This window comes from Streptomyces sp. NPDC058308, from assembly GCF_042880275.1.
In the GTDB taxonomy this organism is placed as follows: Bacteria; Actinomycetota; Actinomycetes; order Streptomycetales; family Streptomycetaceae; genus Streptomyces.
Genome location: NZ_JBHVZA010000003.1, coordinates 321,721 through 345,812, shown reverse-complemented (window position 1 = coordinate 345,812; position 24,092 = coordinate 321,721). Strand labels below are relative to the sequence as shown.

Annotated in this window: 17 protein-coding genes and 1 pseudogene; 6 read left to right on the top strand and 12 right to left on the bottom strand. The window is 72.6% G+C overall.

Translation table 11 applies throughout. The features are described from left to right. Positions 1-19: 19 nt before the first annotated feature. From ACFVYL_RS07000 to ACFVYL_RS06990, 3 genes are read right to left on the bottom strand one after another with little or no spacing between them, the layout of a single operon-like run. Complete coding sequence (locus ACFVYL_RS07000) at positions 20-886, bottom strand: sugar phosphate isomerase/epimerase family protein (protein ID WP_389713417.1); 867 nt, start codon at positions 884-886, stop codon at positions 20-22. After that, the gene (locus tag ACFVYL_RS06995; RefSeq protein ID WP_389713416.1) at positions 883-2,046 is read right to left on the bottom strand and encodes a dihydrodipicolinate synthase family protein; all 1,164 of its coding nucleotides are present in this window, start codon (positions 2,044-2,046) and stop codon (positions 883-885) included. The genes ACFVYL_RS07000 and ACFVYL_RS06995 overlap by 4 nt, the downstream gene beginning before the upstream one ends. Then, on the bottom strand, positions 2,043-3,203 hold the full coding sequence (locus ACFVYL_RS06990; RefSeq protein WP_389713415.1) for a Gfo/Idh/MocA family protein: 1,161 nt from the start codon (positions 3,201-3,203) through the stop codon (positions 2,043-2,045). The genes ACFVYL_RS06995 and ACFVYL_RS06990 overlap by 4 nt, the downstream gene beginning before the upstream one ends. 163 nt (positions 3,204-3,366) lie before the next feature. On the opposite strand from ACFVYL_RS06990, the gene ACFVYL_RS06985 reads away from it, so the two are divergent. Beyond that, complete coding sequence (locus ACFVYL_RS06985) at positions 3,367-4,428, top strand: LacI family DNA-binding transcriptional regulator (protein ID WP_389713414.1); 1,062 nt, start codon at positions 3,367-3,369, stop codon at positions 4,426-4,428. Here the strand turns inward: ACFVYL_RS06985 and ACFVYL_RS06980 are convergent. Continuing rightward, entirely contained in the window at positions 4,421-5,938 is a 1,518-nt protein-coding gene (locus ACFVYL_RS06980; protein WP_389713412.1) for a PLP-dependent aminotransferase family protein, read from the bottom strand. The genes ACFVYL_RS06985 and ACFVYL_RS06980 overlap by 8 nt on opposite strands. A gap of 28 nt (positions 5,939-5,966) precedes the next feature. Here ACFVYL_RS06980 and ACFVYL_RS06975 point away from each other — a divergent pair, with 28 nt between their 5' ends. The 3 genes and pseudogenes from ACFVYL_RS06975 to ACFVYL_RS06965 form a co-directional block, all read left to right on the top strand. Continuing rightward, positions 5,967-6,566, top strand: coding sequence for a LysE family translocator (locus ACFVYL_RS06975; RefSeq protein ID WP_389713411.1), 600 nt, complete (start codon positions 5,967-5,969; stop codon positions 6,564-6,566). A 55-nt stretch (positions 6,567-6,621) separates the two neighbouring features. Continuing rightward, positions 6,622-7,647: a GNAT family N-acetyltransferase gene (locus ACFVYL_RS06970; RefSeq protein WP_389713410.1), complete on the top strand. Its 1,026-nt coding sequence runs from the start codon at positions 6,622-6,624 to the stop codon at positions 7,645-7,647. Next, positions 7,644-8,315 (top strand): annotated as a pseudogene (locus ACFVYL_RS06965) (sugar phosphate isomerase/epimerase family protein); the annotation flags it as partial. The gene ACFVYL_RS06970 and the pseudogene ACFVYL_RS06965, both read left to right, overlap by 4 nt. Here the strand turns inward: ACFVYL_RS06965 and ACFVYL_RS06960 are convergent. Further along, positions 8,311-9,303 carry an EamA family transporter gene (locus tag ACFVYL_RS06960; protein WP_389713409.1) on the bottom strand — a complete coding sequence of 331 codons (993 nt, stop codon included), beginning with the start codon at positions 9,301-9,303 and terminating at the stop codon, positions 8,311-8,313. The pseudogene ACFVYL_RS06965 and the gene ACFVYL_RS06960 overlap by 5 nt on opposite strands. Positions 9,304-9,393: 90 nt before the next feature. Between ACFVYL_RS06960 and ACFVYL_RS06955 the strand changes: the two genes are divergently transcribed. Together ACFVYL_RS06955 and ACFVYL_RS06950 are read left to right on the top strand one after the other, a co-directional pair. Further along, a complete protein-coding gene (locus ACFVYL_RS06955; RefSeq protein ID WP_389713408.1) occupies positions 9,394-10,359 on the top strand; it encodes a LysR family transcriptional regulator in 966 nt (321 codons plus the stop codon). 295 nt (positions 10,360-10,654) lie between these two features. Beyond that, a complete protein-coding gene (locus ACFVYL_RS06950) occupies positions 10,655-12,469 on the top strand; it encodes a glycoside hydrolase family 3 protein (RefSeq protein WP_389713509.1) in 1,815 nt (604 codons plus the stop codon). 132 nt (positions 12,470-12,601) lie between these two features. On the opposite strand, the gene ACFVYL_RS06945 is transcribed toward ACFVYL_RS06950, so the two are convergent. The 7 genes from ACFVYL_RS06945 to ACFVYL_RS06915 form a co-directional block, all read right to left on the bottom strand. Continuing rightward, positions 12,602-14,035, bottom strand: coding sequence for an aminopeptidase (locus ACFVYL_RS06945; RefSeq protein WP_389713407.1), 1,434 nt, complete (start codon positions 14,033-14,035; stop codon positions 12,602-12,604). A gap of 110 nt (positions 14,036-14,145) precedes the next feature. Then, the gene (locus ACFVYL_RS06940) at positions 14,146-14,553 is read right to left on the bottom strand and encodes a hypothetical protein (protein WP_389713405.1); all 408 of its coding nucleotides are present in this window, start codon (positions 14,551-14,553) and stop codon (positions 14,146-14,148) included. A 133-nt stretch (positions 14,554-14,686) separates the two neighbouring features. Continuing rightward, positions 14,687-18,439 carry an ABC transporter ATP-binding protein gene (locus ACFVYL_RS06935; protein WP_389713403.1) on the bottom strand — a complete coding sequence of 1,251 codons (3,753 nt, stop codon included), beginning with the start codon at positions 18,437-18,439 and terminating at the stop codon, positions 14,687-14,689. Between the two features lie 167 nt (positions 18,440-18,606). Continuing rightward, positions 18,607-19,551 carry a serine hydrolase gene (locus tag ACFVYL_RS06930; RefSeq protein WP_389713401.1) on the bottom strand — a complete coding sequence of 315 codons (945 nt, stop codon included), beginning with the start codon at positions 19,549-19,551 and terminating at the stop codon, positions 18,607-18,609. 141 nt (positions 19,552-19,692) lie between these two features. Beyond that, positions 19,693-21,381: a thiamine pyrophosphate-binding protein gene (locus tag ACFVYL_RS06925; RefSeq protein ID WP_389713400.1), complete on the bottom strand. Its 1,689-nt coding sequence runs from the start codon at positions 21,379-21,381 to the stop codon at positions 19,693-19,695. 120 nt (positions 21,382-21,501) lie between these two features. Further along, on the bottom strand, positions 21,502-22,488 hold the full coding sequence (gene speB, locus ACFVYL_RS06920) for an agmatinase (RefSeq protein ID WP_389713398.1): 987 nt from the start codon (positions 22,486-22,488) through the stop codon (positions 21,502-21,504). 51 nt (positions 22,489-22,539) lie between these two features. Then, the gene (locus ACFVYL_RS06915) at positions 22,540-24,009 is read right to left on the bottom strand and encodes a sodium:solute symporter (protein ID WP_389713397.1); all 1,470 of its coding nucleotides are present in this window, start codon (positions 24,007-24,009) and stop codon (positions 22,540-22,542) included. Positions 24,010-24,092: the final 83 nt, after the last annotated feature.

Below are 24,092 nucleotides of genomic sequence, written 5' to 3'. Positions count from 1 at the left end.
AAGCAGGCGCGTGCGCGCCTCACGCGTGCGCGCGGAAGCGGTCCGCCGTCTCCCTCAGCACCTCGCCCCCGTCCCGCGCCCACAGGGCCTCGTTGAAGATCTCCACCTCGATCCGGCCGCGGTACCCGGCGGCGTCGACGAGTGCGCGCAGCGCCCTGAAGTCGACGCTGCCGTCACCCAGCTGGCCCCGCCCGAGCAGCACGCCCGCGGGCAACGGCGTGATCCAGTCCGCCAGTTGGAAGGCGTACAGGCGCTCGCCCGCGCCCGCCCGCGCGATCTGCTCGGGCGCCCGGTCGTCCCACCAGACGTGGTACGTGTCCACCACCACCCCGACCTGGTCGGCGGGGAAGCGTTCCGCGAGGTCGAGTGCCTGGCCGAGGGTGGAGACCACACAGCGGTCCGCGGCGAACATCGGGTGCAGCGGCTCGATGGCGAGGCGCACGCCCCGCTCCCGCGCGTACGGCCCGAGGACGGCGAGCGCGTCGGCGACGCGCTCGCGCGCACCGGCCAGGTCCCTGCTGCCGGGCGGCAGACCGCCCGAGACCAGGACCAAGGTGTCCGTTCCGAGGGCCGCCGCCTCGTCGACCGCCGCGCGGTTGTCGTCGAGGGCACGCGCGCGTGCCGCCTCTTCGCCGTCCGTGAAGAAGCCGCCCCGGCACAGGCTCGTCACCGTGAGTCCGGCGTCGCGCATCAGGCGGGCGGTGCGCTCGACCCCGTACTCCTGGACCGGGGCGCGCCACAGGCCGACCCCGGAGACGCCCTCCTTAACGCAGCCCTCGGCGAGTTCGGGGAGCGACCACTGCTTGACGGTCTCCTGGTTGATGCTCAGCCGGGAGAGCGGCAGGGGCGCCTCGGGGCTCGGCGGGGCGCTGGGGGCGACGTTCATTGGGGGACTCCGTGGACGGTGAGCAGGGAGCGCATACGGGCGGCCGCGAGGGCCGGGTCGGGGAAGAGGCCGAGGCCGTCGGCCAGTTCGTAGGCGCGGGCCAGGTGGGGCAGCGAGCGGGCGGACTGCAGGCCGCCGACCATGGTGAAGTGCGACTGGTGACCCGCGAGCCAGGCGAGGAGGACGACGCCCGTCTTGTAGTAGCGGGTCGGCGGCTGGAAGAGGTGGCGGGACAGCGCGACGGTGGGGTCGAGGAGTTCACGGAACTTCTGTACGTCCCCGGTGTCCAGGGCCCGCACGGCCGTCGCGGCGAGCGGGCCCAGCGGGTCGAAGACGCCGAGCAGGGCGTGGCTGAAGCCCTGCTCGTCCCCCGCGATCAGCTCGGGGTAGTTGAAGTCGTCGCCGGTGTAGCAGCGCACGCCCTGGGGCAGGCGGCGGCGCAGGGCGGTCTCGCGCCCGGCGTCCAGGAGCGAGACCTTGATGCCGTCGACCTTGCCGGGGTGGGCGGCGATGACCTGGAGGAAGGTGTCCGTGGCCGCGTCCAGGTCGGCCGAGCCCCAGTAGCCCTCCAGGGCGGGGTCGAACATCGGGCCGAGCCAGTGCAGGATCACCGGCTCGCGGGCCTGACGCAGGAGATGGCCGTACGTCTCCAGGTAGTCGTCAGGCGAGGCGGCCGCGGCGGCGAGGGCGCGTGACGCCATGAGGACCGCGCGGGCGCCCACCGACTCGACGAGGGCGAGCTGCTCCTCGTAGGCGGCCCTGACCCGCGGAAGCCCTGCGGGCAGGGTCAGTTGGTCGGTGCCGACGCCGCAGGCGATCCGTCCGCCCGCCGCCGTCGCCTCGGCGGCCGACCTGCGGATGAGCTCGGCGGCTCCCGGCCAGTCCAGGCCCATGCCGCGCTGGGCGGTGTCCATGGCCTCGGCGACGCCCAGGCCGTGCGACCAGAGGTGGCGGCGGAAGGCGAGCGTGGCGTCCCAGTCGACGGCCGCGGGGCCGTCCGGTGTGACGTCCGCGCGCGGGTCGGCGACCACGTGGGCGGCGGCGAAGACGGTGCGGGAGGCGAGCGGCGGGCCGCCCGCCGGCGCGGGCAGCGGCTCGCCGCGGGGGGTGTACGCGCGCGTGGCGCCGTCCGCGGCGGGGAGCAGGACGCGGGTGTTCACAGCGCGATCTCCGGTACGTCGATGCGGCGGCCCTGGGCGCAGGACCGCAGGCCCAGCTCGGCGAGTTGCACGCCGCGCGCGCCCGCGAGGAGGTCCCAGCGGTAGGGCGCGTCGGCGTACACGTGCTTGAGGAAGAGCTCCCACTGCGCCTTGAAGCCGTTGTCGAACCCCTCGGGGCCCTGGTTGTCGGGGACCTCCTGCCACTGGTCGCGGAAGGAGTGGGCGGCGGGCAGGTCGGGGTTCCACACCGGCTTCGGGGTCGTGCCGCGGTGCTGTACGCGGCAGTCGCGCAGCCCCGCGACCGCCGAGCCCTCGACGCCGTCGACCTGGAACTCCACGAGCTCGTCGCGGTTGACGCGGACCGTCCAGGAGGAGTTGATCTGCGCGACGGCGCCGCCCTCCAGTTCGAAGATGCCGTACGCGGCGTCGTCGGCGGTGGCTTCGTAGGGCTTGCCGCGCTCGTCCCAGCGCTGCGGGATGTGGGTGGCGGTGAGGGCCTGGACGCTGCGCACCCGGCCGAACAGTTCGTGCAGGACGTACTCCCAGTGCGGGAACATGTCGACGACGATGCCGCCGCCGTCCTCGGCGCGGTAGTTCCAGGAGGGGCGCTGGGCGGGCTGTCCGTCGCCCTCGAAGACCCAGTAGCCGAACTCGCCGCGCACGGACAGGATCCGGCCGAAGAAGCCGCTGTCGATCAGCCGCTTGAGCTTGAGCAGGCCCGGCAGAAAGAGCTTGTCCTGGACGACGCCGTGTTTGATGCCCGCTTCCTCGGCGAGGCGGGCGAGCCCGAGGGCGGCGTCGAGCCCGGTGGCGCTCGGCTTCTCCGTGTAGACGTGCTTGCCCGCGGCGATGGCCCGCTTGAGGGCGTCCTCGCGGGCGGAGGTGACCTGTGCGTCGAAGTAGATGTCGACGGCCGGGTCGGCGAGGACCGCGTCGAGATCGGTCGAGAAGTGCTCCAGGCCGTGCTGAGCGGCGAGTGCCCGCAGCGCGTGCTCCCTGCGGCCGACCAGGACGGGCTCGGGCCACAGCACGGTGCCGTCGCCCAGGTCGAGGCCGCCCTGCTCGCGGAGGGCGAGGATCGAGCGGACCAGGTGCTGGCGGTGGCCCATGCGTCCGGTGACGCCGTTCATGGCGATGCGCACCGTCTTGCGTGTCACGAAAGTCCCTCCGTAGGAGCGTAGCAAGCGCTTTCTATCCAAGGGCAAGCTAGCCTGCCGGACAGGGTTGGACAAGGGCTTTCGGCCGAGGGCGTGGCGGAAGTCGACGAGACGGGTGACCGGAGGACGACGAGATGACTGTGACCCTGGCGGACGTGGCCGCATGACGGTGACCCTGGCGGACGTGGCGGCCCGCGCGCAGGTCTCCCCCGCCACCGTCTCGCGCGTGCTCAACGGCAACTATCCCGTCGCCGCCGCCACGCGCGAACGCGTCCTGCGCGCCGTGGACGACCTCGACTACGTCCTCAACGGCCCCGCGAGCGCGCTCGCCGCGGCCACCTCCGACCTGGTCGGCATCCTCGTCAACGACATCGCCGACCCCTTCTTCGGGATCATGGCCGGGGCCGTGCAGTCCGAGATCGGCGGGCCCGGCGGGCGGGCGGGCGGCGAGCGGCTGGCCGTCGTCTGCAACACCGGCGGCTCCCCCGAACGCGAACTGACCTACCTCACGCTCCTGCAGCGCCAGCGCGCCGCCGCGGTCGTCCTCACCGGCGGCGCCGTCGAGGACCCCGGCCACGCGGCCGCCATCGCGGGCAAGCTGCAGCGGCTCGCGGAGGCGGGCTCACGGGTGGTGCTCTGCGGCCGGCCGCCGTCGCCGGAGACCGAGGCGGTGGCGCTCACCTTCGACAACCGGGGCGGCGGGCAGCAGCTGACGGAACACCTGCTGAGCCTCGGCCACCGGCGCATCGGCTACATCGCGGGCCCCGAGGAGCGCACGACCACCCGGCACCGTCTGGAGGGCCACCGCGCCGCCCTCGCCGCGCGCGGCATCGCGGACGACCCCGCCCTGACGGTCCACGGCCCCTACGACCGCCGCTCCGGCTACGACGCCACGGACGAACTCCTGCGCCGCGCCCCCGACCTGACGGCCGTCGTCGCCGCCAACGACACGGTGGCGCTCGGCGCCTGCGCGGCCCTGCGCGACAAGGGCCTGCGCATCCCCGACGACGTCTCGGTGGCGGGCTTCGACGACCTCCCCTTCAGCATCGACGCGGTCCCCGCCCTCACGACGGTCCGCCTGCCCCTCCACGAGGCGGGCGCGCGAGCAGGCCGCATCGCCATGAACAAGGAGAAGCCGCCGCCGGGCGGGGTGGCGACGGTGCATGGGGAGTTGATGGTGCGGGGGTCCACGGCGGGGCCGCGGGAGGGGTCGTCGGTCACGTGACGTCCCCCGCACGCATCAGCCGCCCCAACAGCCCCACCCCCTCCGCGATCTCCGCCGTGGTGCTGGCCGCGTAGCCGAGGACCAGGCCCGGGGGGTGCGGGAGTTGGGTGTGCCAGGTCAGGGGGTGGGTCTTGACGCCGTGGCGCAGGGCGGTGGTCGCGAGAGCGGTGTCGCCGCCCTCGGGGGCGTACGCGTCGAGGGTGATCATCAGGTGCAGGCCCGCCGCCGCGCCGTGCACCACCGCTCCCGGCAGGTGCGTCCGCAGCGCCGCGATCATCGCGTCCCTGCGCCTGCGGTGATGCTTGCGGATGAGGCGCAGGTGGCGTTCGAGGGCGCCGGAGTCCATGAGGTGGGCGAGGACGAGTTGGGGCAGGGCCGCGCTGCCGAGGTCGGTGAGGCGTTTGGCGTCCACGAGGGCGTCGCGGTGGGCGGGCGGGGCGAGGAGCCAGCCGAGGCGCAGGGCGGGGGCCAGGAGTTTCGAGACGCTGCCCGCGTAGCAGACGTGGTCCGGCAGCAGGGAGCGCAGCGCGGGTACGGCGGGGCGGTCGTAACGGTGTTCGGCGTCGTAGTCGTCCTCGATGATCAGGCCGCCGTCGCGGGCCCAGTCCATCAGTTCGCGGCGTCGCTCGCCGCCGAGGACGACGCCCGTGGGGAACTGGTGGGCGGGCGTGAGCAGGACGGCCGGGGCCCCGGTCGCGCGCAGGGCGTCGACGCGGACGCCGTGGGCGTCGACCGGTACGGGCGGGGTGCCGAGCGGACGCAGGTGTTGTCGCACGCCGAGCGAACCCGGGTCCTCGACCGCCACTTGTGAGATCCCGTCGGCGCGCAGCACGTCGACGAGCAGCCGCAGCGCCTGAGCCGTGCCGTTCACGATCATCACGTCGTCCGGGTCGGCGGGGACCCCCCGGTTGCGGGAGAGCCAGCGTGCGACGGCGCCCCGCAGGGCGGGGGTGCCGCGCGGATCCCCGTAGCCGAAGTCCGGCGGCGTGAGCCCGTCGAGCACGGCGCGCTCGGCCCGCAGCCAGGCCGCGCGCGGGAAGGCGGAGAGGTCGGGCAGGCCGGGCGACAGGTCGATACGGGCGGGCGCGGCACGGATGGCGTCGAAGACGCCGAGGCCGGGAGGGGTGGCGAAGAGGTCGTCGTGGTCCCTCTCCTGCCCCACAGTTGACGCCCCGCGCTCCTCCTTCCTCTCCCCCGCCCCCACCTGCGGCACAGCCACCACCACCGTCCCGCCCCTCCCCCGCCCCACCACATGCCCGTCCTCGGTCAGGCGCCGGTACGCCTCCGTGACCACGCCTCGGGAGACGTGCAGGTCGGCTGCGAGGGTGCGGGTGGCGGGGAGCCTCGTGCCGATCGGGAGGCGGCCGTCCGCCAGGGCGGTTCTGATCCGGGCCGTCAGCCAGTCGGAGAGGCCGCCCGAGGGCGCCTCTCCGGGGTCGAGCTGGAGGAAGTCCGAGGTGGCGTCCGTAGTTATGGACCGGTCGGCAGGAGATCCAATGGACCTGTTCATGGAGCCATTGTGGCGCCAGGGTCGGGGCATGGAATTCTTCCTCACCTCCCTCGTCGTCTGCGTGACGCCCGGCACCGGCGTCCTGTTCACGATCGCGGCCGGACTCTCGCGCGGCACCCGCGCCGCGCTGACCGCGGCCGTCGGCTGCACGCTGGGCGTCGTCCCGCACATGGCCGCCGCGATCACCGGCCTCGCGGCGCTCCTGAACACCAGCGCCGTCGCCTTCCAGACGCTCAAGTACCTGGGCGTGGCCTACCTGCTGTACATGGCGTGGAGCACCTGGCGGGACAGGAGCGAGCTCACCGCGGAGCGGGAGAGCGAGCCGCGTTCGGCGGGCCGCACGATCCTGACGGGCGTGCTGATCAACATCCTCAACCCCAAGCTGACGCTGTTCTTCTTCGCGTTCCTGCCGCAGTTCGTGAGCACCGGCGAGCCGCACTCCTTCCTGCGCATGACGGAGCTCAGCGCGTACTTCATGCTGATCACGTTCGTGGTCTTCGCGGCGTACGGAAGGTTCGCGTCGGCGATGCGCAGTCACGTCATCTCGCGGCCGGCAGTGGTCGGTTGGATGCGGCGCGGCTTCGCGGTGGCGTTCGCCGCGCTGGGGGCACGGCTGGCGTTCCTCTGAGCGACCACCGACTGTACCTTTGACTCAGTCAACGGTATCGACGGAGTGAGCCGCCATGACGAAGCCGTCCCACGCCTCCCGCACGACGACCGTCCACGAGATGCGCGCCTTCAACCGCTTCTACACGAACCTCATCGGCGCGCTCGACTACAGTCGGCACCTGTACGTCCCGTACACCCTCACCGAGTCCCGCGTCCTGTACGAACTGGTGCGCGTGCCGCACGCCGACGCGGCCGACCTGCGGGCCGAACTCGACATGGACGCAGGGTATTTGAGCCGGATGCTCGCCAAGTTCGAGCGGGCCGGGCTGGTCGAGCGCGAGCCGTCCGCGGACGACTCGCGACGCCAGCGCGTCACGCTCACCGCACAAGGGCACGGCGCCGCGAAACTGCTCGACGAACGCTCGCACGCCGCCGTCGGATCGCTGCTCGCCGATGTGTCCGCCACCGACCGCGCCCGGCTCGGTACGGCGCTGCGTACGGTCCAGGAGATCCTCACCCCCGCCTCCGGCCGCCGCCCCCGCGCCCGCGATGCCGCCCTGCTGAGACCTCCCGGCGCGGGCGATCTCGGTTGGATGGTGCAGCGCAACGCCGCCTTGTGCGCGGCCGAGTTCGGCTGGGGCACGGCGTACGAGGCCCTCGTCGCCCGCATCGTCGCGGAGTACGCCCAGGACCATGACCCCAGTCTGGAACGCGTCTGGATCGCCGAGCTCGACGGGCGGCCCGTGGGGTGCGTGATGTGCGTACGGGACGCGGCGCCGAGGACCGCGCGGCTGCGCATGCTGATCGTTGAACCGGAGGCGCGTGGACACGGCATCGGGGATCAACTGGTCACGGCCTGTGTCGAGTTCGCCCGCGAGGCCCGCTACCGGGAGCTGGTCCTGTGGACCGTTGACGTACTGAAGTCGGCGCGCGGCCTCTACCGGCGCCACGGCTTCACCCTCGTCGCGGAGAAGCCGCACCTCTCCTTCGGCGTGGACCTCATGGGGCAGGACTGGCGGCTCGTGCTGGACGGACGGCCCGGCCGAGCCGTCGCGGCGGGGTTGACCGGGCCCGATGGCCGCCTACTGTCGGGACCATGAAATTCGCCTTCTCCACCCTCGGCGTGCCCGGCCTCCCCGTCCCCGACGTGCTGCGGCTCGCCAGCGCCCACGGCTACCACGGCGTCGAGCTGCGCGCGCACCCCGAGGAGCCGGTGCACCCCGGGCTCGGGATCGTCGAACGGGCGGACGTGGCGGCCGAGTTCAAGGCGGCGGGCATCGAGATCCTCGGTGTCGCGGGGTACGCGCGCGTGGCGGCGCCGGGCGACGACGAACCCGTACTCGAAGAGCTGCGTTCCCTCGTCGCCCTCGCCCGCGACCTCGGCGCCCCCTTCGTCCGCGTCTTCCCCGGCGGCGGCACCGAACAGAGCGCGGCCGAGGCCGACGCGACGGCCGCGCGGCGGCTCGGCACCGCCGCCCGGTACGCCGCGGACGCCGGCGTACGCATCCTCCTGGAGACCCACGACTCGCACCGCACGGGCGCCGACGCCATCCGCGTCCTCGGCGCCGTCGGCCACCGCCAGGTCGGCGCGCTGTGGGACCTGATGCACACCTGGCTCGGCGGCGAGTCCGTCACCGACACGTACGCGGCGCTCTCGCCCCACCTCGGCTACGTCCAGGTGAAGGACATCGCGTCGGCGGACGACACGACTCCGCTGCCGCTCGGGGCCGGGACCCTGCCGCTCGCCGAGTGCGTGGCGCTGCTCAGCGCGGAGCAGTGGGAGGGGTGGCTGTGCTGGGAGTACGAGAAGCGCTGGTACGAGGAGGCGGCACCGCTCGCGGATCTGCTGGGCCCCGGCCGTGAGCTGCTGTCCCGCCTCGTGACCCGCTCCGGCTGACGCCGCCCGTCCTCGCGAACGAGGTCAGCGCCACGCCACCCACCAGCAGGGCCGCGGCACACCACCGCAACGCGCTCACCGACTCGTCCAGGACGAGAGCGGCGGACGACATCCCGAAGACCGGCACGAGCAGCGAGAACGGCGCGACGGTGGACGCGGGGTGGCGGCGCAGCAGGTAGCCCCAGGCGCCGAAGCCGAAGACGGTCGTGACCCAGGCGACGTAGACGACGATGCCCACGCCCGGCCCGTCGAGGGAGCGCAGGGCGGCCAGGTCCCGGGAGGGCCCCTCGAAGAGCAGGGAGAGGCCGAGCAGGGGCAGGACCGGGACCGTGCTCACCCACACCATGAAGTTCAGCGGGTCGGGCGGGGCCGCCTTGCGGGTGAGGACGTTGGAGACGCCCCAGCAGGCGGCGGCGCCGATCAGCAGCACGAAGGCGGTGAGCGGGCCGCCCTCCCCCTCGTCGACGGCCGCGACCGCGATCCCCGCGAGGGCGACGCACATGCCCCACACCCTGACGCGGCCCGGGCGTTCGCCGAGTGCGAGCGCGGCGAACAAGGCGGTGAAGACGGCCTGGATCTGCAGGACGAGGGAGGACAGGCCGGCGGGCATCCCGGCGTCCATCCCGATGAACAGCAGCCCGAACTTGGCCACTCCGAGGACGAGCCCCACCCCCACCACCCATTTCCACGCCACCTTCGGCCGCCCCACGAAGAAGACGGCGGGCAGCGCCGCGACGAGGAAGCGCAACGCTGAGAAGAGCAGCGGCGGGAAGTGGTCGAGGCCCACCTCGATCACCACGAAGTTGACGCCCCAGACAGCGGCAACGAGGACTGCCAGGCAGACATGTGCAGGTCGCATGCGTCGAGGATCACCTGGCGCGACCATGCAGGACCAGCGCGGATCTCTGCATGATGGGATGAAGCAACGCTTACGAAACGGGGGCCCACCGTGCTCGATCTCGCCCGGCTCCGCGCCCTGCACGCCGTCTCCGTGCACGGCACCGTGGGCGCGGCCGCCACCGCGCTCGGCTACACGCCGTCCGCCGTCTCCCAGCAGATAGCCAAGCTCGAACGCGAGACCCGCACGACCCTCCTTGAGCGCCGCGGCAGGGGCGTCGCGCTCACCGAGGAGGCGCTCCATCTGGCCGAGACGGCACGCCAGTTGATGGCCATCGTGGAGCGCGCGGAGACCGAACTCGAAGAACGGCGCGGGCTGCCGGCCGGGCGCCTGACGATCGCCGCGTTCGCCTCGGCGGCGCGCGGGCTGCTGCCCGGGGTCCTCGCGGACCTGGCCCGCCGCCACCCGGCGCTCGACGCCCGCATGACGGAGATCGACCCGCACCTCTCCATCGACCTGGTGGCCAAGGGCGCGGTCGACGTGGCCGTCGTCCACGACTGGGACATCGCCCCGCTGCCGACCCCGCCGGGCGTCGAACAGGCGGTCATCGGCGACGACCTCTGCGATCTGGTCGTACCGCGCGGCCACCGGCTCGCCGGGCGGGCTTCCGTGCGTCGCGAGGAGCTGAGGTCCGAACGCTGGATCACCCAGCCGCCGGGGCTCGTCTGCCACGAGTGGCTCGTCCGCACCCTGCGCGAAGCGGGCTGCGAGCCCGACATCGCCCACCAGGCCGAGGAGAACCCCACGCTGGTCGCGCTGGTCGCGGCGGGGCTCGGCATCGCGCTCATCCCCCGCCTCGGCCGCGGCCCCGTGCCCGCCGACGCGGTCACCGTCTCCCTGGAGCCCGTGCCCGTCCGGCGCCTCTACGCCCTGTGGCGCACGGGGGCGTCGCGCCGCCCCGCGATCGCGGAGACGGTGCGCGCGCTGCGGGCGCACTGGGCCCCGCACACTCCCGTGGCCGCGCCTCACGACGACCACCACGACACCCTCGCCCCAACTTCCGGAAATCGGCGGTGAGTCGGGAACCCCGTCGCTCTCCCGCTCGTCCCATCGGCACGCTGCCGGTGAGTCCACGCACGGCGGTGTCGGCATCGCTGCTGGCTGCGAACGCTGACCACCCTCTCCGCCGCCTGCGGTCCGGCAGCTCGCCGTCACCGGTGCGCCCCCTCCACAGCGCCGGTGGCGGCCCTCCCTTGACCGGCAGAAATCTTCGGGATATCCGTAGCTCCTGAAAGTTTCCTTCCGGCCCGCAGGAGCCCACGTGTCCCATCCCGACGCCCGCGACCGCAGGCTCCGCGAGCTCATCGCGGCGATGTCCCTGGAGGACAAGGTCGGCCAGCTCTTCGTGATGCACGTGTACGGGCACACCGCCGCCGACCCCGACCGGGCCGACGTCGACGCCAACCTCCGCGAGAGCGGCGTCCGCGACGCCGCCGAGCTGATCGCCCGCTACCGCCTCGGCGGCATCATCTACTTCGGCTGGGCCCACAACACCCGCTCCCCGCACCAGATCGCCGAGCTCTCCCGCGGCATCCAGGAAGCGGCGGCGCCCCACACCCTGCCCGTCCTGATCTCCGTCGACCAGGAGCACGGCGCCGTCGCCCGGATCGGCGCCCCCGCCACCCTGCTCCCCGGCGCCATGGCGCTCGGCGCGTCCGGCTCGCACGAGCACGCCCGCGAGGCCGCCCGCATCGCCGGCGCCGAACTCCGCGCCCTCGGCATCCGCCAGGACCACGCCCCGGACGCCGACGTCAACGTCGACCCCGCCAACCCGGTCATCGGCGTACGTTCCTTCGGCGCCGACCCCGAAGCGGTCGCCGGTTTCGTGGCCGCGCAGGTCGAGGGCTACCGGAGCGCGGGCATCGCGACGGCGGCCAAGCACTTCCCGGGGCACGGCGACACGAGGGACGACAGCCACACCGAGCTGCCGCACATCCACCACACCCGCGAGGAGTGGGACCGCCACGACGCGCCGCCGTTCCGGGCCGCGATCGCCGCGGGCGTCGACTCCGTCATGACCGCGCACATCGTGGTGCCCGCCCTCGACCCTTCCGGCGACCCCGCGACGCTCTCCCACCCGATCCTGACCGGCATCCTGCGCGAGGAGCTCGGCTTCGACGGGGTGATCTCCACGGACTCGCTCGCCATGCGCGGCGTACGGACGAAGTACGGCGACGACCGGGTGGCCGTCCTCGCGCTCAAGGCGGGCGCCGACCAGCTCCTGAACCCGCCGAGCCCGGAGGTCGCCTGGAAGGCGGTGATCCAGGCGGTCGCGGCGGGCGAGCTGACGGAGGACCGCATCGACGCGTCGGTGCTCCGCGTGCTCCGCATGAAGGCGGACGTGGGCCTCCTCGACGCCCAGCTGGGCACCGGGACGAGCGCGCTCCCCGGCCCCGAAGCGGTCGACGCCACCGTGGGCACCCCCGCCCATCTGGTCGCCGCCGACCGCATCGCCGACGCCACCACCACCCTGCTGGTCAACACCGACGGGCTCCTGCCGCTGTCGCCCGCCACCCACCCCGGCATCCTCGTGGTCGGCGCCGACCCCCGCTCCCCGTCCGGCACCACGGGCCCGCCGACCACCGTCCTCGCGGGCGCGCTCAACAGCGTGGGCTTCCGTGCCGTGGCCCTGCCCACCGGGACGGCACCCGACGAGGCGCTGATCGAGAGGGCCGTGGCGGCCGCGCGGGGACAGGACGCCGTCGTGGTGGCGACGTACAACGTCACCACCCACGCGGCCACGAAGGACCACACCCAGGCGGCGAACACCGCGCTGGACAGGGCCGCCCCCGCCGCGTTCGCCCGCGCTCACCAGGCCACGGACACCCACCCCCAGGCCGCCGACGCCGACGCCGCCGACGACGGCCAGATCGCCCTGGTGAGTGCCCTCAAGGCCACCGGCATCCCGGTCGTCACCCTCGCGATCCGCAATCCGTACGACGTCGCCCATCTGCCCCCGGTCGACGCCGCCCTCGCCTCCTACTCCTGGACGGACGTCGAACTGCGCGCGGCGGCCCGGGTGATCGCGGGCCGGGCCGTGCCCCAGGGCCGGCTGCCGGTGCCGGTGCGGCGGGCGGACGACCCGGCGCAGGTGCTGTACCCGATCGGACACGGGCTGACGTACTGACCCGCACGCCGCACCGCGGGCGACCGTCGGGTGCGCCGTACGGATGCAGCGGGACAGCGCCGAGGGGCCGAAGCACTGCTCCGGCCCCTCGGGTCCTTGCCGACGGCAGCACGCCGTCACCGCTTCACCGCGTCACGGCCGCAGCGTCGACTCCTTGCGCACGTCGCGCCGGTCGAGCTTCCTGTCGTACGGGGCCAGCGGCTTGGCCGAGGTCGTGGACACTCCGGCCCACGCCTGGATCCGCTGCGTCGCCTTCGCCTTCTCGTCCGCGACGAGCTGCGCGACGTTCGCCCCGTGGTTGGCGCCGGGCGCCGTGAAGACGTACGAGTCGTGCTTGGCGCCGCGGGCGGGCCGGAACTGCTCGGCGCCCCACGGGTCGAACTCGCCGTACACGTACATCATCCGGTGCGCGTTGTGCCGCACCCAGCGGTCCACGTCCCGCATGGCGTTCGGCTTGAACGTCATGGGGATGTCGCGCGGCACGAAGTTCCGCGGCGGCTGGTAGCCGTAGCGGCTCAGGTCGCCGAGCCAGGGCTGCGCGATGTCGGGCGAGCCGAGTTCGGTGCCCGCCTGGTAGTAGTACGGCGTGTAGGGGGTGAGGCCCTGGTCGGTGTAGGAGGACCAGTCGCCCACCGAGCCGACGTAGTCGAAGATGGCCTGGTCGCTCGCGGTGGCCGCGTCCGGGACCTTCCCGCAGGCGGTGGCGGCGGGCTGGTACTGCCAGAAGCCCCACACCAGGTCCATGACGACGGCCTCGAAGCCCTTGTCGAGGTTGCCGACGGTCTTGAAGGTGTACCCCTCCGCCGCGGCGTACGCGGCGAGCTTCGCCGACAGCGGTTCCCTGCGCACCAGCGCCTCGCGCTGCACCGCCTGGATCTTCTCGCGGCACTCCTTGGGACCGACGCCCGCGAGGAACTCGTCGTAGGCCGAGTCCTCCTTGTTGACGACGTCGTTGGGGGCCACGTAGGAGACGACGCCCGCCATGTCGCGCGGGTAGAAGCGCTCGTAGTACGTCGCCGTCATGCCGCCCTTGGAGGCGCCGGTGGCCAGCCACTTCTTGCCGTAGACCGGCTTGAGCGCCCGGTAGATGCGGTGCTGGTCCGAGGCCGCCTGCCAGATGTCGAGCTTGGACCAGTCGGCGGGGTCGGGCCGCGAGGGCGTGAAGAAGCGGTACTCCATGGAGACCTGGTTGCCGTCGACGATCTGCGCCGGCTCACTGCGGCTGGGGCGCGTGGAGACGCTGTACCCGCTGGTGTGGAAGATCGTGGGGCGGCTCGTGTCCTTGTGCAGCACGGTCAGCCGCTGCTTGAAGGTGCCCTTGGACGGGTGCCGGTGGTCCACCGGCTGGGTGTAGTCGAGGACGAAGTAGCGGTAGCCCGGGTACGGCTTCTCCTCGATCAGGCTCATGCCGGGTACGGCGAGCAGCCTGTCCTTGATGTCGGTGCTCCTGGCACCGGTGGTCGTGCCCGGTTCGGCGGCGGTGGCCGCCCCGGACGTCGCTCCGGCCACGCCCACCGTGCCTATCAGCACCACGAGCGACAGCAGCCATCTGAGCGCCTTGCGCATGCACCCTCCCCTGTTGACACAGCAATGCCCCGGAACCTAACGGAGCAACTGGGTCCGCACCAGGGGGGTTTGCGCGGCCGCGTCGCGGGAGCGTGGCACAAAAGCGGACATCAGCAGAGAATCCAGCCCGAACTGACCCCGCGCCCGCTGATCTTCCCCGTCACCCATACGCAGCGGTGCCCGGCGTGGACGGCCACCGGGCCCGCGTGATGGGTGTAGCGGCCCTTGTCGCGGGCCGGCCGCCCGCCGCGCGCCTTGACGCTGACGGACATGACCTTGCGGGCGCCGGGCCTCTTGGCGATGACCACGGCGCAGACGTAGCCGCGGCTCTTGAAGACGTCGACCCGGCCGGTGCTGAAGGGGAGCGTGCGGACCTTGCGGCCCGCGCAGCGGCCGGCGGCGCTGTCCGCGGAGGCGGCGCCGGGGCCCGCGAGGGCGAGCAGTACGGCGGCGGTGAGCACGGCGGTGCCGAGCGTCAGCCGCCGTCGTATCCGACCACTGCCGCGATCACTGCTCACAGTTGTCCCTCCCGCCACGCCTGCCTCACGTACTGATGTACGGACGCCGACCGCGGCCCGCACGGTTGCGCAATCTCCGGCCTTTTCTGCCCGCGCCTCCCCGGCCGCGCCCCGCCCAACCCTCGCCGCTCCCTCAGACCGCTTCGACCGGCTCCCCCACGAACGTCCGCCACAGCCGCGCGTACCGCCCGTCCAGCGCGAGGAGCTCCTCGTGCGTGCCGTCCTCGGCGACCCGGCCGTGGTCCATCACGACGACGCGGTCGGCGCGGGCCGCCGTGGTCAGGCGGTGGGCGACGACCAGCGTCGTGCGCTTGCCCGCGATGCGGTCGGTGGCCTGGTTGACCTGCGCCTCCGTGGCGAGATCGAGGGCGGCCGTCGCCTCGTCGAGGAGCAGGATGTCGGGATCGACCAGTTCGGCGCGGGCCAGCGCGATCAGCTGGCGCTGCCCGGCGGAGAGGTTGCGGCCCCGCTCGGCCACCTCGTGGAGGTAGCCGCCGTCCAGCGTGGCGATCATGTCGTGCGCGCCGACCGCCCGCGCCGCCGCCTCGACCTGGGCGTCGGTGGCGGCGGGGCGGCCGTAGGCGATGGCGTCGCGGACCGTGCCCGCGAAGAGGTACGCCTCCTGCGGGACCACCCCGAGGCGGTGCCGGTACGAGGTGAGGTCGAGGGTGCGCAGATCGGTGCCGTCGACCGTCACCCGGCCGCCCGTGGGGTCGTAGAAGCGCGCGACGAGCTTCACGAGCGTCGACTTGCCCGCGCCGGTCTCCCCGACGAAGGCGACGGTCTGGCCCGCGGGTATCCGCAGGCGCACGTCGCTGAGCGCCTCCTCGGGCGCGCCGTCGCCGGTGGCCGCGTAGGCGAAGTCGACGTCCTCGAAGGCGATCTCGCCGCGCAGCGAGAGCACCTCCGTCGGCTCCTGTGCGGCCTTCGTCGACGTCGGCTCCCGCAGCAGCTCCTGGATGCGGCCGAGCGAGACGGTGGCCTGCTGGTAGCCGTCGAAGACCTGGGAGAGCTGTTGCACGGGGGCGAAGAACAGGTCGATGTAGAGGAGGTACGCGACGAGCGCGCCGGTGGTCAGCGTGCCCGCCTCGACCCGTCCGGCGCCCACGACCAGGACGGCCACGACGGCGACGGAGGACAGCAGCTGCACGAACGGGAAGTACACGGAGATCAGCCACTGACCGCGGATGCGGGCCTGGCGGTAGCTGTCGCTGTTCTCCGAGAACCGCTCGGCGCCGGAGCGCTCGCGCCGGAAGGCCTGCACGATGCGCAGCCCGGCGACGGACTCCTGGAGGTCGGCGTTGACGACGGAGACCCGCTCACGCGCCAGCTCGTACGCCTTCACGCTGGACTTGCGGAAGAAGTACGTGCCGACGATCAGCAAGGGCAGCGTCGCGAAGACGACGAGCGCCAGCTCCACGTCGATGACAAGGAGCGCGGCCATGATGCCGAAGAAGGTGACGACGGAGACGAACGCGGTGACGAGCCCGGTCTGCAGGAAGGTCGACAGGGCGTCCACGTCGGTCGTCATCCGGGTCATGATGCGCCCGGTCAGCTCCCGCTCGTAGTAGTCGAGCCCGAGCCGCTGGAGCTGCGAGAAGATCTTCAGCCGCAGCGAGTAGAGGACCCGCTCGCCGGTGCGTCCGGTCATCCGCGTCTCGCCGGTCTGCGCCGCCCACTGCACGGCGACCGCGGCGAGGGCGAGCCCGGCGGCGGCCCAGACGGCGCCGAGCGCGAGCTGACTGACGCCCTCGTCGATGCCGTGCCGGATCAGGACGGGAAGGAGCAGCCCCATGCCCGCGTCGACGGCGACGAGCAGCAGGCTGAACAGCAGCGGCACCCCGAACCCGCCGAGCAGCCGCCGCAGTCCGTACGACTCCTCCGGAGTGACGGCCCGCGCCTCGTCGATGCCGGGGGTGTCGTCGGCCGGGGGCAGCGCGTCGACCTGGGCGAGGAGTTCGGGCGTGGACGGCATCCCGGAGAGCGCGGTGTCCTTCGGCTCCCTGTCACCGGTCCACAGGGCGGGCGTGATGCCGCGCTCCGCGTCGAACTCGGCGTCGAGCTCCGCGCGTACGGAGGTGTCCTCGGGGAGGTCGGCGGGGAGCGCGTGGCCGGGCGAGACGCCGCCCAGCTCGTCGGGGTCGGTGAGCAGCCGCCGGTAGAGGGCGGAGCGCCGCTCCAGATCGTCGTGCGTGCCGAGGTCGGCGAGGCGCCCTTCGTCGAGGACGGCGATGCGGTCGGCGAGGCCGAGGGTGGAGCGGCGGTGGGCGATGAGGAGTGTGGTGCGGCCCGCCATGACCTGCTTGAGGGCCTCGTGGATCTCGTGCTCCACGCGCGCGTCGACCGCCGAGGTCGCGTCGTCGAGGACGAGGAGGCGGGGGTCGGTGAGGATGGCGCGGGCGAGCGCGATGCGCTGGCGCTGGCCGCCGGAGAGGGTCAGGCCCTGCTCGCCGACCTTGGTGTCGTACCCCTCGGGCAGCTCGGAGATGAACCCGTGGGCCTGGGCGGCGCGGGCGGCGGTCTCGATCTCCTCGCGGGTGGCCTCCGGGTGGCCGTAGGCGATGTTGGCGCCCACGGTCTCGGAGAAGAGGAAGGAGTCCTCGGGGACGAGCCCGATGGCGGAGCGCAGGGAGTCGAGGGTCAGCTCGCGCACGTCGTGGCCGCCGATGAGGACGGCGCCGTGCGTGACGTCGTAGAAGCGCGGCATGAGCAGCGAGACGGTGGACTTGCCGCTGCCGGACGAGCCGACGACGGCGAGGGTCTCGCCGGGGCGTATGTCGAAGGAGAGGCCGTCGAGGACGGGCCTGTCGTCCTCGTAGGCGAAGCCGACGCCGTCGAACTCGACGGTGGCAGGAGCGTCGGCGGGCAGCTCCTTGGTCCCGTCCCGCAGGCTCGGCTCGGTGTCGATGAGTTCGAGTACGCGCTCGACGCCGGCGCGGGCCTGCTGCCCCACGGTGAGGACCATGGCGAGCATCCGCACCGGGCCGACGAGCTGCGCGAGATAGGTGGAGAACGCGACGAAGGTGCCGAGCGTGATCTCCCCGCGCACCGCGAGCCAGCCGCCGAGGGCCAGCATGGCGACCTGGCCGAGCATGGGGACGGCCTGGAGTGCGGGGGTGTAGCGGGAGTTGAGACGGATGGTGCGAAGGCGCCCCGCGTAGAGCTTGCGTCCCACCTCCCTGAGCTTGCCGGTCTCCTGCTCCTCCTGCCCGAAGCCCTTCACCACGCGCACACCGCTGACGGCGCCGTCGACCACTCCGGCGACGGCGGCGGCCTGGGCCTGCGCGTACCAGGTGGCGGGGTGCAGGCGGGAGCGGGAGCGGCGGGCGATGAACCAGAGGGCGGGGGCGACGGCGAGGGCGACGAGGGTGAGCGGCAGGGAGAGCCACGCCATGATCACGAGAGAGATCACGAAGAGCAGAATGTTGCCGATGGTCATCGGCAGCATGAAGAGGAGACCCTGGATCAGCTGCAGGTCGCTGGTCGCGCGCCCGACGACCTGCCCGGTGGACAGCTCGTCCTGGCGCCGCCCGTCGAGCTTGGTGATCGTCCCGTACATCTCGGTCCGCAGGTCGTGCTGGACGTCGAGGGCGAGCCGGCCGCCGTAGTAGCGGCGTATGTAGGTGAAGACGTAGACGATGACGGCGGCGGCGATCAGCGCGCCGGCCCAGGGGCCCATGGAGCGGCCGCCGCCCTCCCCGTCCTGCCCGATGACGTCGTCGATGATCACCTTGGTGATCAGCGGTACGAGCGCCATGACGGCCATGCCGCCGAGCGAGGACCCGAGCGCGAGCACGACGTCCTTCGGATACCGCCACGCGTATCCGGTGAGCCGTTTGGCCCAGCCGGATTTCTCCCGCTCGGCTCCACCCCGTTGCTCCGCCACGTGCTGCCTCCCGTCGACCTGACCTGCCGAGAGATCCAACACGGCGGGAGGCGGATTTCATCCCGCCGCAACAAAACCGCGCCCCCGAAGGGGCGCGGGACTGTGACAGGTGCGGCTCCGCCGCGTGGGTGCGACAAGCCGCGACGAGCCGCGGCTGCGCAACGGCCTCAGGAGCTGGGCACCGCCACGAACGCCTCCTTCGGCGCGTCGGTCGGGGCGTAGCGCTGCGCCGCCGAGGCCCTGGGCGTCAGGTCCTTGTGGATGGCCTTGGCCACGCCCTGGATGGTCGCGACGCCGTAGTTCATCGTGCTGTTGCCGTGCGTGAGCACGGAGATCGTGTAGTCGTGGCCGCCGCCCTTGAACGCGCCGATGCTGTGCACGCGCCAGCCTTGGGTCGCCCGCTGCAGCCAGCCGTTCTTGACGTGGATGGAGACGCCGGAGGGCGCGCCCGCGGGGGTGCCCCAGCGCTGCGAGGGGATCACCTTGCCCATGAGCTTGAGGATGTACGCGCGCGCGTTGTCGCTCAGGACGGTGTTCTTGGCGGTGATCAGGGCGAGGAGCTTCTGCTCGTCGGCCGCATTGATCCGGGTCAGGCCCCAGTAGCCGCCGGACCCGGGCACGGTCTTGGTCATCTTGGCTTCCTTGAGGAACGCCTTGATCTTTCCGGTGCCGAGCTGGCGCCAGAGGGTGCTGGTGGCCGCGTTGTCCGACTTGGTGATCATGGCGTACGCGAGGTCCGACTCGCGGTCCGTCAGGTACCGGTCGGACTTCTTCGCGTCCCACAGCAGCGTCGCGAGGACGGTCGCCTTGACGACGCTCGCCGAGTCGAACGAGGTGCCCGCACGCAGGGTGCAGGTGGTGTTGGTGGTGCGGTCGTGCAGGCCGATGGCCACCGTGCCCTTGCGGTTCTTCAGGGCCGCGGTGATGTCCTTCTTGAGCTTCCCGGCCAGCCCGGCCTGCGCGGAGCTGCAGCTGACCTGCGGCGTGGCGGCGGCGGGCGTGGCGGCGGCGGCAGGCGTGGCGGCCGCGGCGAGCGGCACGAGTACTCCGGCGGCGATGCCCGCCGAGAGTACGCGGGCACGGCTGGATATACCGGATGTCCGGTGAGTCATGGAGCTTCCCATCCCCTGGTGCGACAAGTGCGCCCCCCGGCGCACTCGCCTCACATGACTCACCAACGGTGGTGAAAGGTTGCAGGAAAATAGAAAATGTGGACGAAATCTCGCGATGCGCCGATCTCGCGGCGGCGCGGCTCAGCCCAGATGCGTCGGCGCGAACATCCGCAGGAGCGCGGGCAGCACGACCACCGAGGGCCCCGGCTCGGCCAGCGCCTTCGCGAGGACGTCGCGGAGGGTCTCCGGGGTCGTCCGGACGCCGGGCACCCCGAAGGACTCCGCGAGCGCCACGAAGTCGGGCCGCGCCAGCTCCGTGCCGGTCGCCTCGCCGAAGGCGTCGGACATGTACTCGCGCAGGATGCCGTAGCCGCCGTCGTCGACGATCAGCCAGGTCACGTTCAGTCCGTACTGCTTCGCCGTGGCCAGCTCGGCGATCGAGTACATCGCGCCGCCGTCGCCCGACACGGCGAGGACCGGGTGGGAGGGGTCCGCGACGGCCGCGCCGAGCGCCGCCGGGAAGCCGTAGCCGAGGCCGCCCGCGCCCTGCGCCGAGTGCATGGTGTTGGGGCGCCGCGCGTCGAACGCCGACCACGCCCAGTACGCCAGGATCGTCATGTCCCAGAAGGACGGTGACGCGTCCGGCAGGGCCTCGCGGACGGCCGTGAGGATCCGCTGCTCCAGGGTGAGGTCCTGGGCGTCGATGCGCGCGCGGACCTTCGCGAGGAGAGCAGCCGCCCTTTTGGGGGCCTCGACGTCCTCGCGAGGCGTCTCGATGGTCTCCAGGAGCGCCGAAAGGGCGATCCGCGCGTCCGCGTGGATGCCGAGCCCGGCGTGGTTGGACTCCAGCTTCCCGGCGTCCGCCTCGATCTGGATCACCCGGCCGCGGGGCGTGAACGTGTGGTAGTTCGACGACAGTTCGCCGAGTCCGGAGCCGACCACGAGCAGGACGTCCGCGTCCTCGAGGAAGTCCGTGGTGTGCCGGTCCTCAAGCCACGACTGGAGCGAGAGCGGGTGCTCCCAGGGGAAGGCGCCCTTGCCGCCGAAGGTGGTGACGACGGGGGCGTTCACGAGCTCGGCGAGCGCCCGCAGCTTGCCGCTCGCGTCGGACCGTACGACGCCGCCGCCCGCGATGATCGCCGGGCGCTCGGCACGGGAGAGCAGGTCGGCGGCGACCGCGGTCAGCTCGGGGCGCGGCACGACGTCCTCGGGCGTCGCGTCCATCGCGGTGACGACCGGCAGCGTCGTCTCCGCGAGCAGCACGTCCTGCGGGATCTCCACCCACACCGGGCCGTGCGGCGCGGTGAGCGCCGACTCCCAGGCCGCCGCGATGGCGGACGGGATCTGCGAGGCCGTGCGGACGGTGTGGACGGACTTGACCACGTCACGGAACGAGGCCTGCTGGTCGCGCAGTTCGTGCAGATAGCCGTGGCGGCCGCCGCCGAGCCCGGCCACCGGCACCTGGCTGCCGATGGCGAGGACCGGGGACGACCCCGCCGCCGCCTCCTGGAGCGCGGCGAGCGAGGTCAGGGCGCCGGGGCCGGTGGAGAGCAGCAGCGGAGCGACCTCGCCGGTGACCCGGCCGTACGCGTCGGCCGCGAAGCCCGTGTTGTTCTCGACGCGGAAGCCCACGTACGAGAGCGAGGAGCGCCGCAGCGCGTCGAACATGCCGAGCGCGTGCTGGCCGGGCAGCCCGAAGACGGTGGTCGCGCCGAGACCGGCGAGGGTCTCGACGACGAGGTCGCCGCCGTTGCGCCCGGGGGGCGGGTTCAGGGCGGCCTCGGTCTGGCGCGGCGTGGGGCGCAGTACCAGGTCGTGGTCGTGGGTCATGCGGCGTCTCCTCCGTCTCGTCCGGGCTGGGGCAAAAGGGTCCTAGCCCGGCAGGCGCTCCGGCCGCCGGGCCGCGTACGGCCCGGCGTGCACGGGCGCCCAACAGCCTCGCGGCCGTGGTCACTTCGTGTTCTGCTCCGCGCCGCGGGCGGCGGCGATCTGCCTGCTCATGATCGTCGTCAGTTCGTACGCCGTGTGGGAGGCCGCGACGGCCGTGATCTCCGCGTGGTCGTAGGCGGGGGCGACCTCGACGACGTCGGCCGAGACGAGGTTGCAGGAGGCGAGGCCGCGCAGGATCTCCAGGAGCTCGCGGGAGGTCATGCCGCCGGCCTCGGGGGTGCCGGTGCCGGGCGCGTGGGCCGGGTCGAGGCAGTCGATGTCGATGGAGATGTAGAGGGGGCGGTCGCCGATGCGCTGGCGGAGCTGGTCGGCGACCTCGTCGGCGCCGCGGCGGTAGATGTCCGCCGAGGTGACGATGCCGAAGCCCATCTTCTCGTCGTCGGTGAGGTCCTTCTTGCCGTACAGCGGGCCGCGCGTGCCGACGTGGGAGAGCGCCTCGGTGTCGAGGATGCCCTCCTCGACGGCGCGGCGGAACGGCGTGCCGTGCGTGTACTCGGCGCCGAAGTAGGTGTCCCAGGTGTCCAGGTGCGCGTCGAAGTGAAGGAGCGCGACCGGGCCGTGCTTCTTGGCGACCGAGCGGAGCAGCGGCAGCGCGATGGTGTGGTCGCCGCCGAGGGTCATCATGCGGGCGCCGGAGCCGAGGAGGTCGTCGGCGGCGGCCTCGATGGTCTCCACGGCCTCGTTGATGTTGAACGGGTTGGCGGCGATGTCGCCCGCGTCGGCCACCTGCGCCAGCGCGAAGGGCGAGGCGTCCTGGGCGGGGTTGTACGGGCGGAGCAGCCGGGAGGCCTCGCGGATCGCGTTGCCGCCGAAGCGGGCGCCGGGGCGGTACGAGACGCCGGAGTCGAAGGGCACGCCGACCACCGCGACGTCCGCCTTGCCGCCGACCTCGTCGAGGCGGGGCAGCCGGGCGTACGTCGCCGGGCCCGCGTAGCGCGGGATGCGGGAGGAGTCGACAGGGCCGCGGGGCGTCTCGTTGCTGCTCATGGAGTGCCTTCCTTTTTACGCTTCGATGCGCCTTGTGGGCGCTTTCTGACTCTACTGAGGTACGGGGGCCGGTTCCGCCTGGGGCTCCGCGCCCCGTCCGGCCAGGCGCTCGCGCCAGGCGGCGAGCACGGCCGCGTCGGTGGGCTTGGTGGCGAGGGAGACCACGACGTACACGCCGAGGCAGATCAACAGGCCGTAGTAGATGGGCTCGTTGGCGAGGATTCCGTAGCCCCACATGAGCCCGATGACCGAGAGCCCGCCGGCCGCGACGGCCGCGAGCGCGCCCTCGGCCGTGCCGCGCTTCCACAGCAGCCCGCCGAGGATCGGCACGAGAAGACCGGCGACGAGCAGGTTGTAGGCGACGGTCAGCGCCTGGACGACGTCATTGAGTGCGATGGCGACGCAGACGACGGCGACGCCCATGATCAGGATGAACAGGCGGTTGCCCCGCACCTCGTCGTGCGGCCCGTCGCCCGCTCCGTCAGCCTTCACAGCTCCCCGCAGCCGCGACCAGATGTCGTTGTTGGCGACGGTCGCGCAGGCGATGAGCGCTCCGGAGGACGTGGACATCACGGCGGCGAGCGCCGCGGCGAGCACGAGACCCCGTACGCCCATGGGCAGTTCGTCCTTGACGATGGTCGCGAAGGCCGCGTCGGCGCTGGGCAGCTTCGGGTACATGACCTTGGCCGCGGTGCCGATCACGGCGCCCGCGACGGCGTAGAGGAGGCAGTACGTGCCGGCGACGGTGCCTCCGTAGCGGGCGACCTTGTCGCTGCGCGCCGTGAACACGCGCTGCCAGATGTCCTGCCCGATGAGCATGCCGAACGTATAGATCAGCACGTACGTGAAGATCGTCTCGCCGCCGATGCCGAGCGGGTCGAAGTACGCGGTGGGCAGCTCGGCCTTCATCTCGCCGAAGCCACCGGCCTTGACGACCGCGATGGGAAGGAGCAGGAGCAGCACGCCGATCGTCTTCACCACGAACTGCACCATGTCGGTGAGCGTGATGGACCACATGCCGCCGAGCGTCGAGTACGCGACGACGATCGAGCCGCCGAGGATGATCGCCAGGGTGCGGTTCATGTCGAAGATGACGTCGAAGATCGTGGCGTAAGCGATGGTCGAGGTGACCGCGAGCATCAGCGTGTAGGCCCACATGACGACTCCGGAGATGACGCCCGCGCGCCCTCCGTAGCGCAGGTCGAGCATCTCGGAGACGGTGTAGACCCTCAGCCGCGCGATACGGGCCGAGAAGAACACGCTCAGCGCGAGGATCCCGAGGCCGATGGTGACGACCATCCAGGCGCCGGAGAGCCCGTACTGGTAGCCGAGGCCGACGCCGCCGATGGTGGAGGCACCGCCGAGGACGATCGCGGCCATGGTCCCGGAGTACATCCAGGGTCCGAGGCGGCGCCCGGCGACGAGGAACTCGCTCTTCGACTTGGCACGGCGCATGCCCCACCAGCCCATGGCCAGCATCCCGGCGAGATAGACGACGATCACTGTGTAGTCGACGGCCATAAGGGGGGCCTCCTTCGCGCACCTCGGTGGCGTGTCGTGCAGATGCAGTGGTGGCGACCGGCCGCGGGGACATCCGCCCGTAC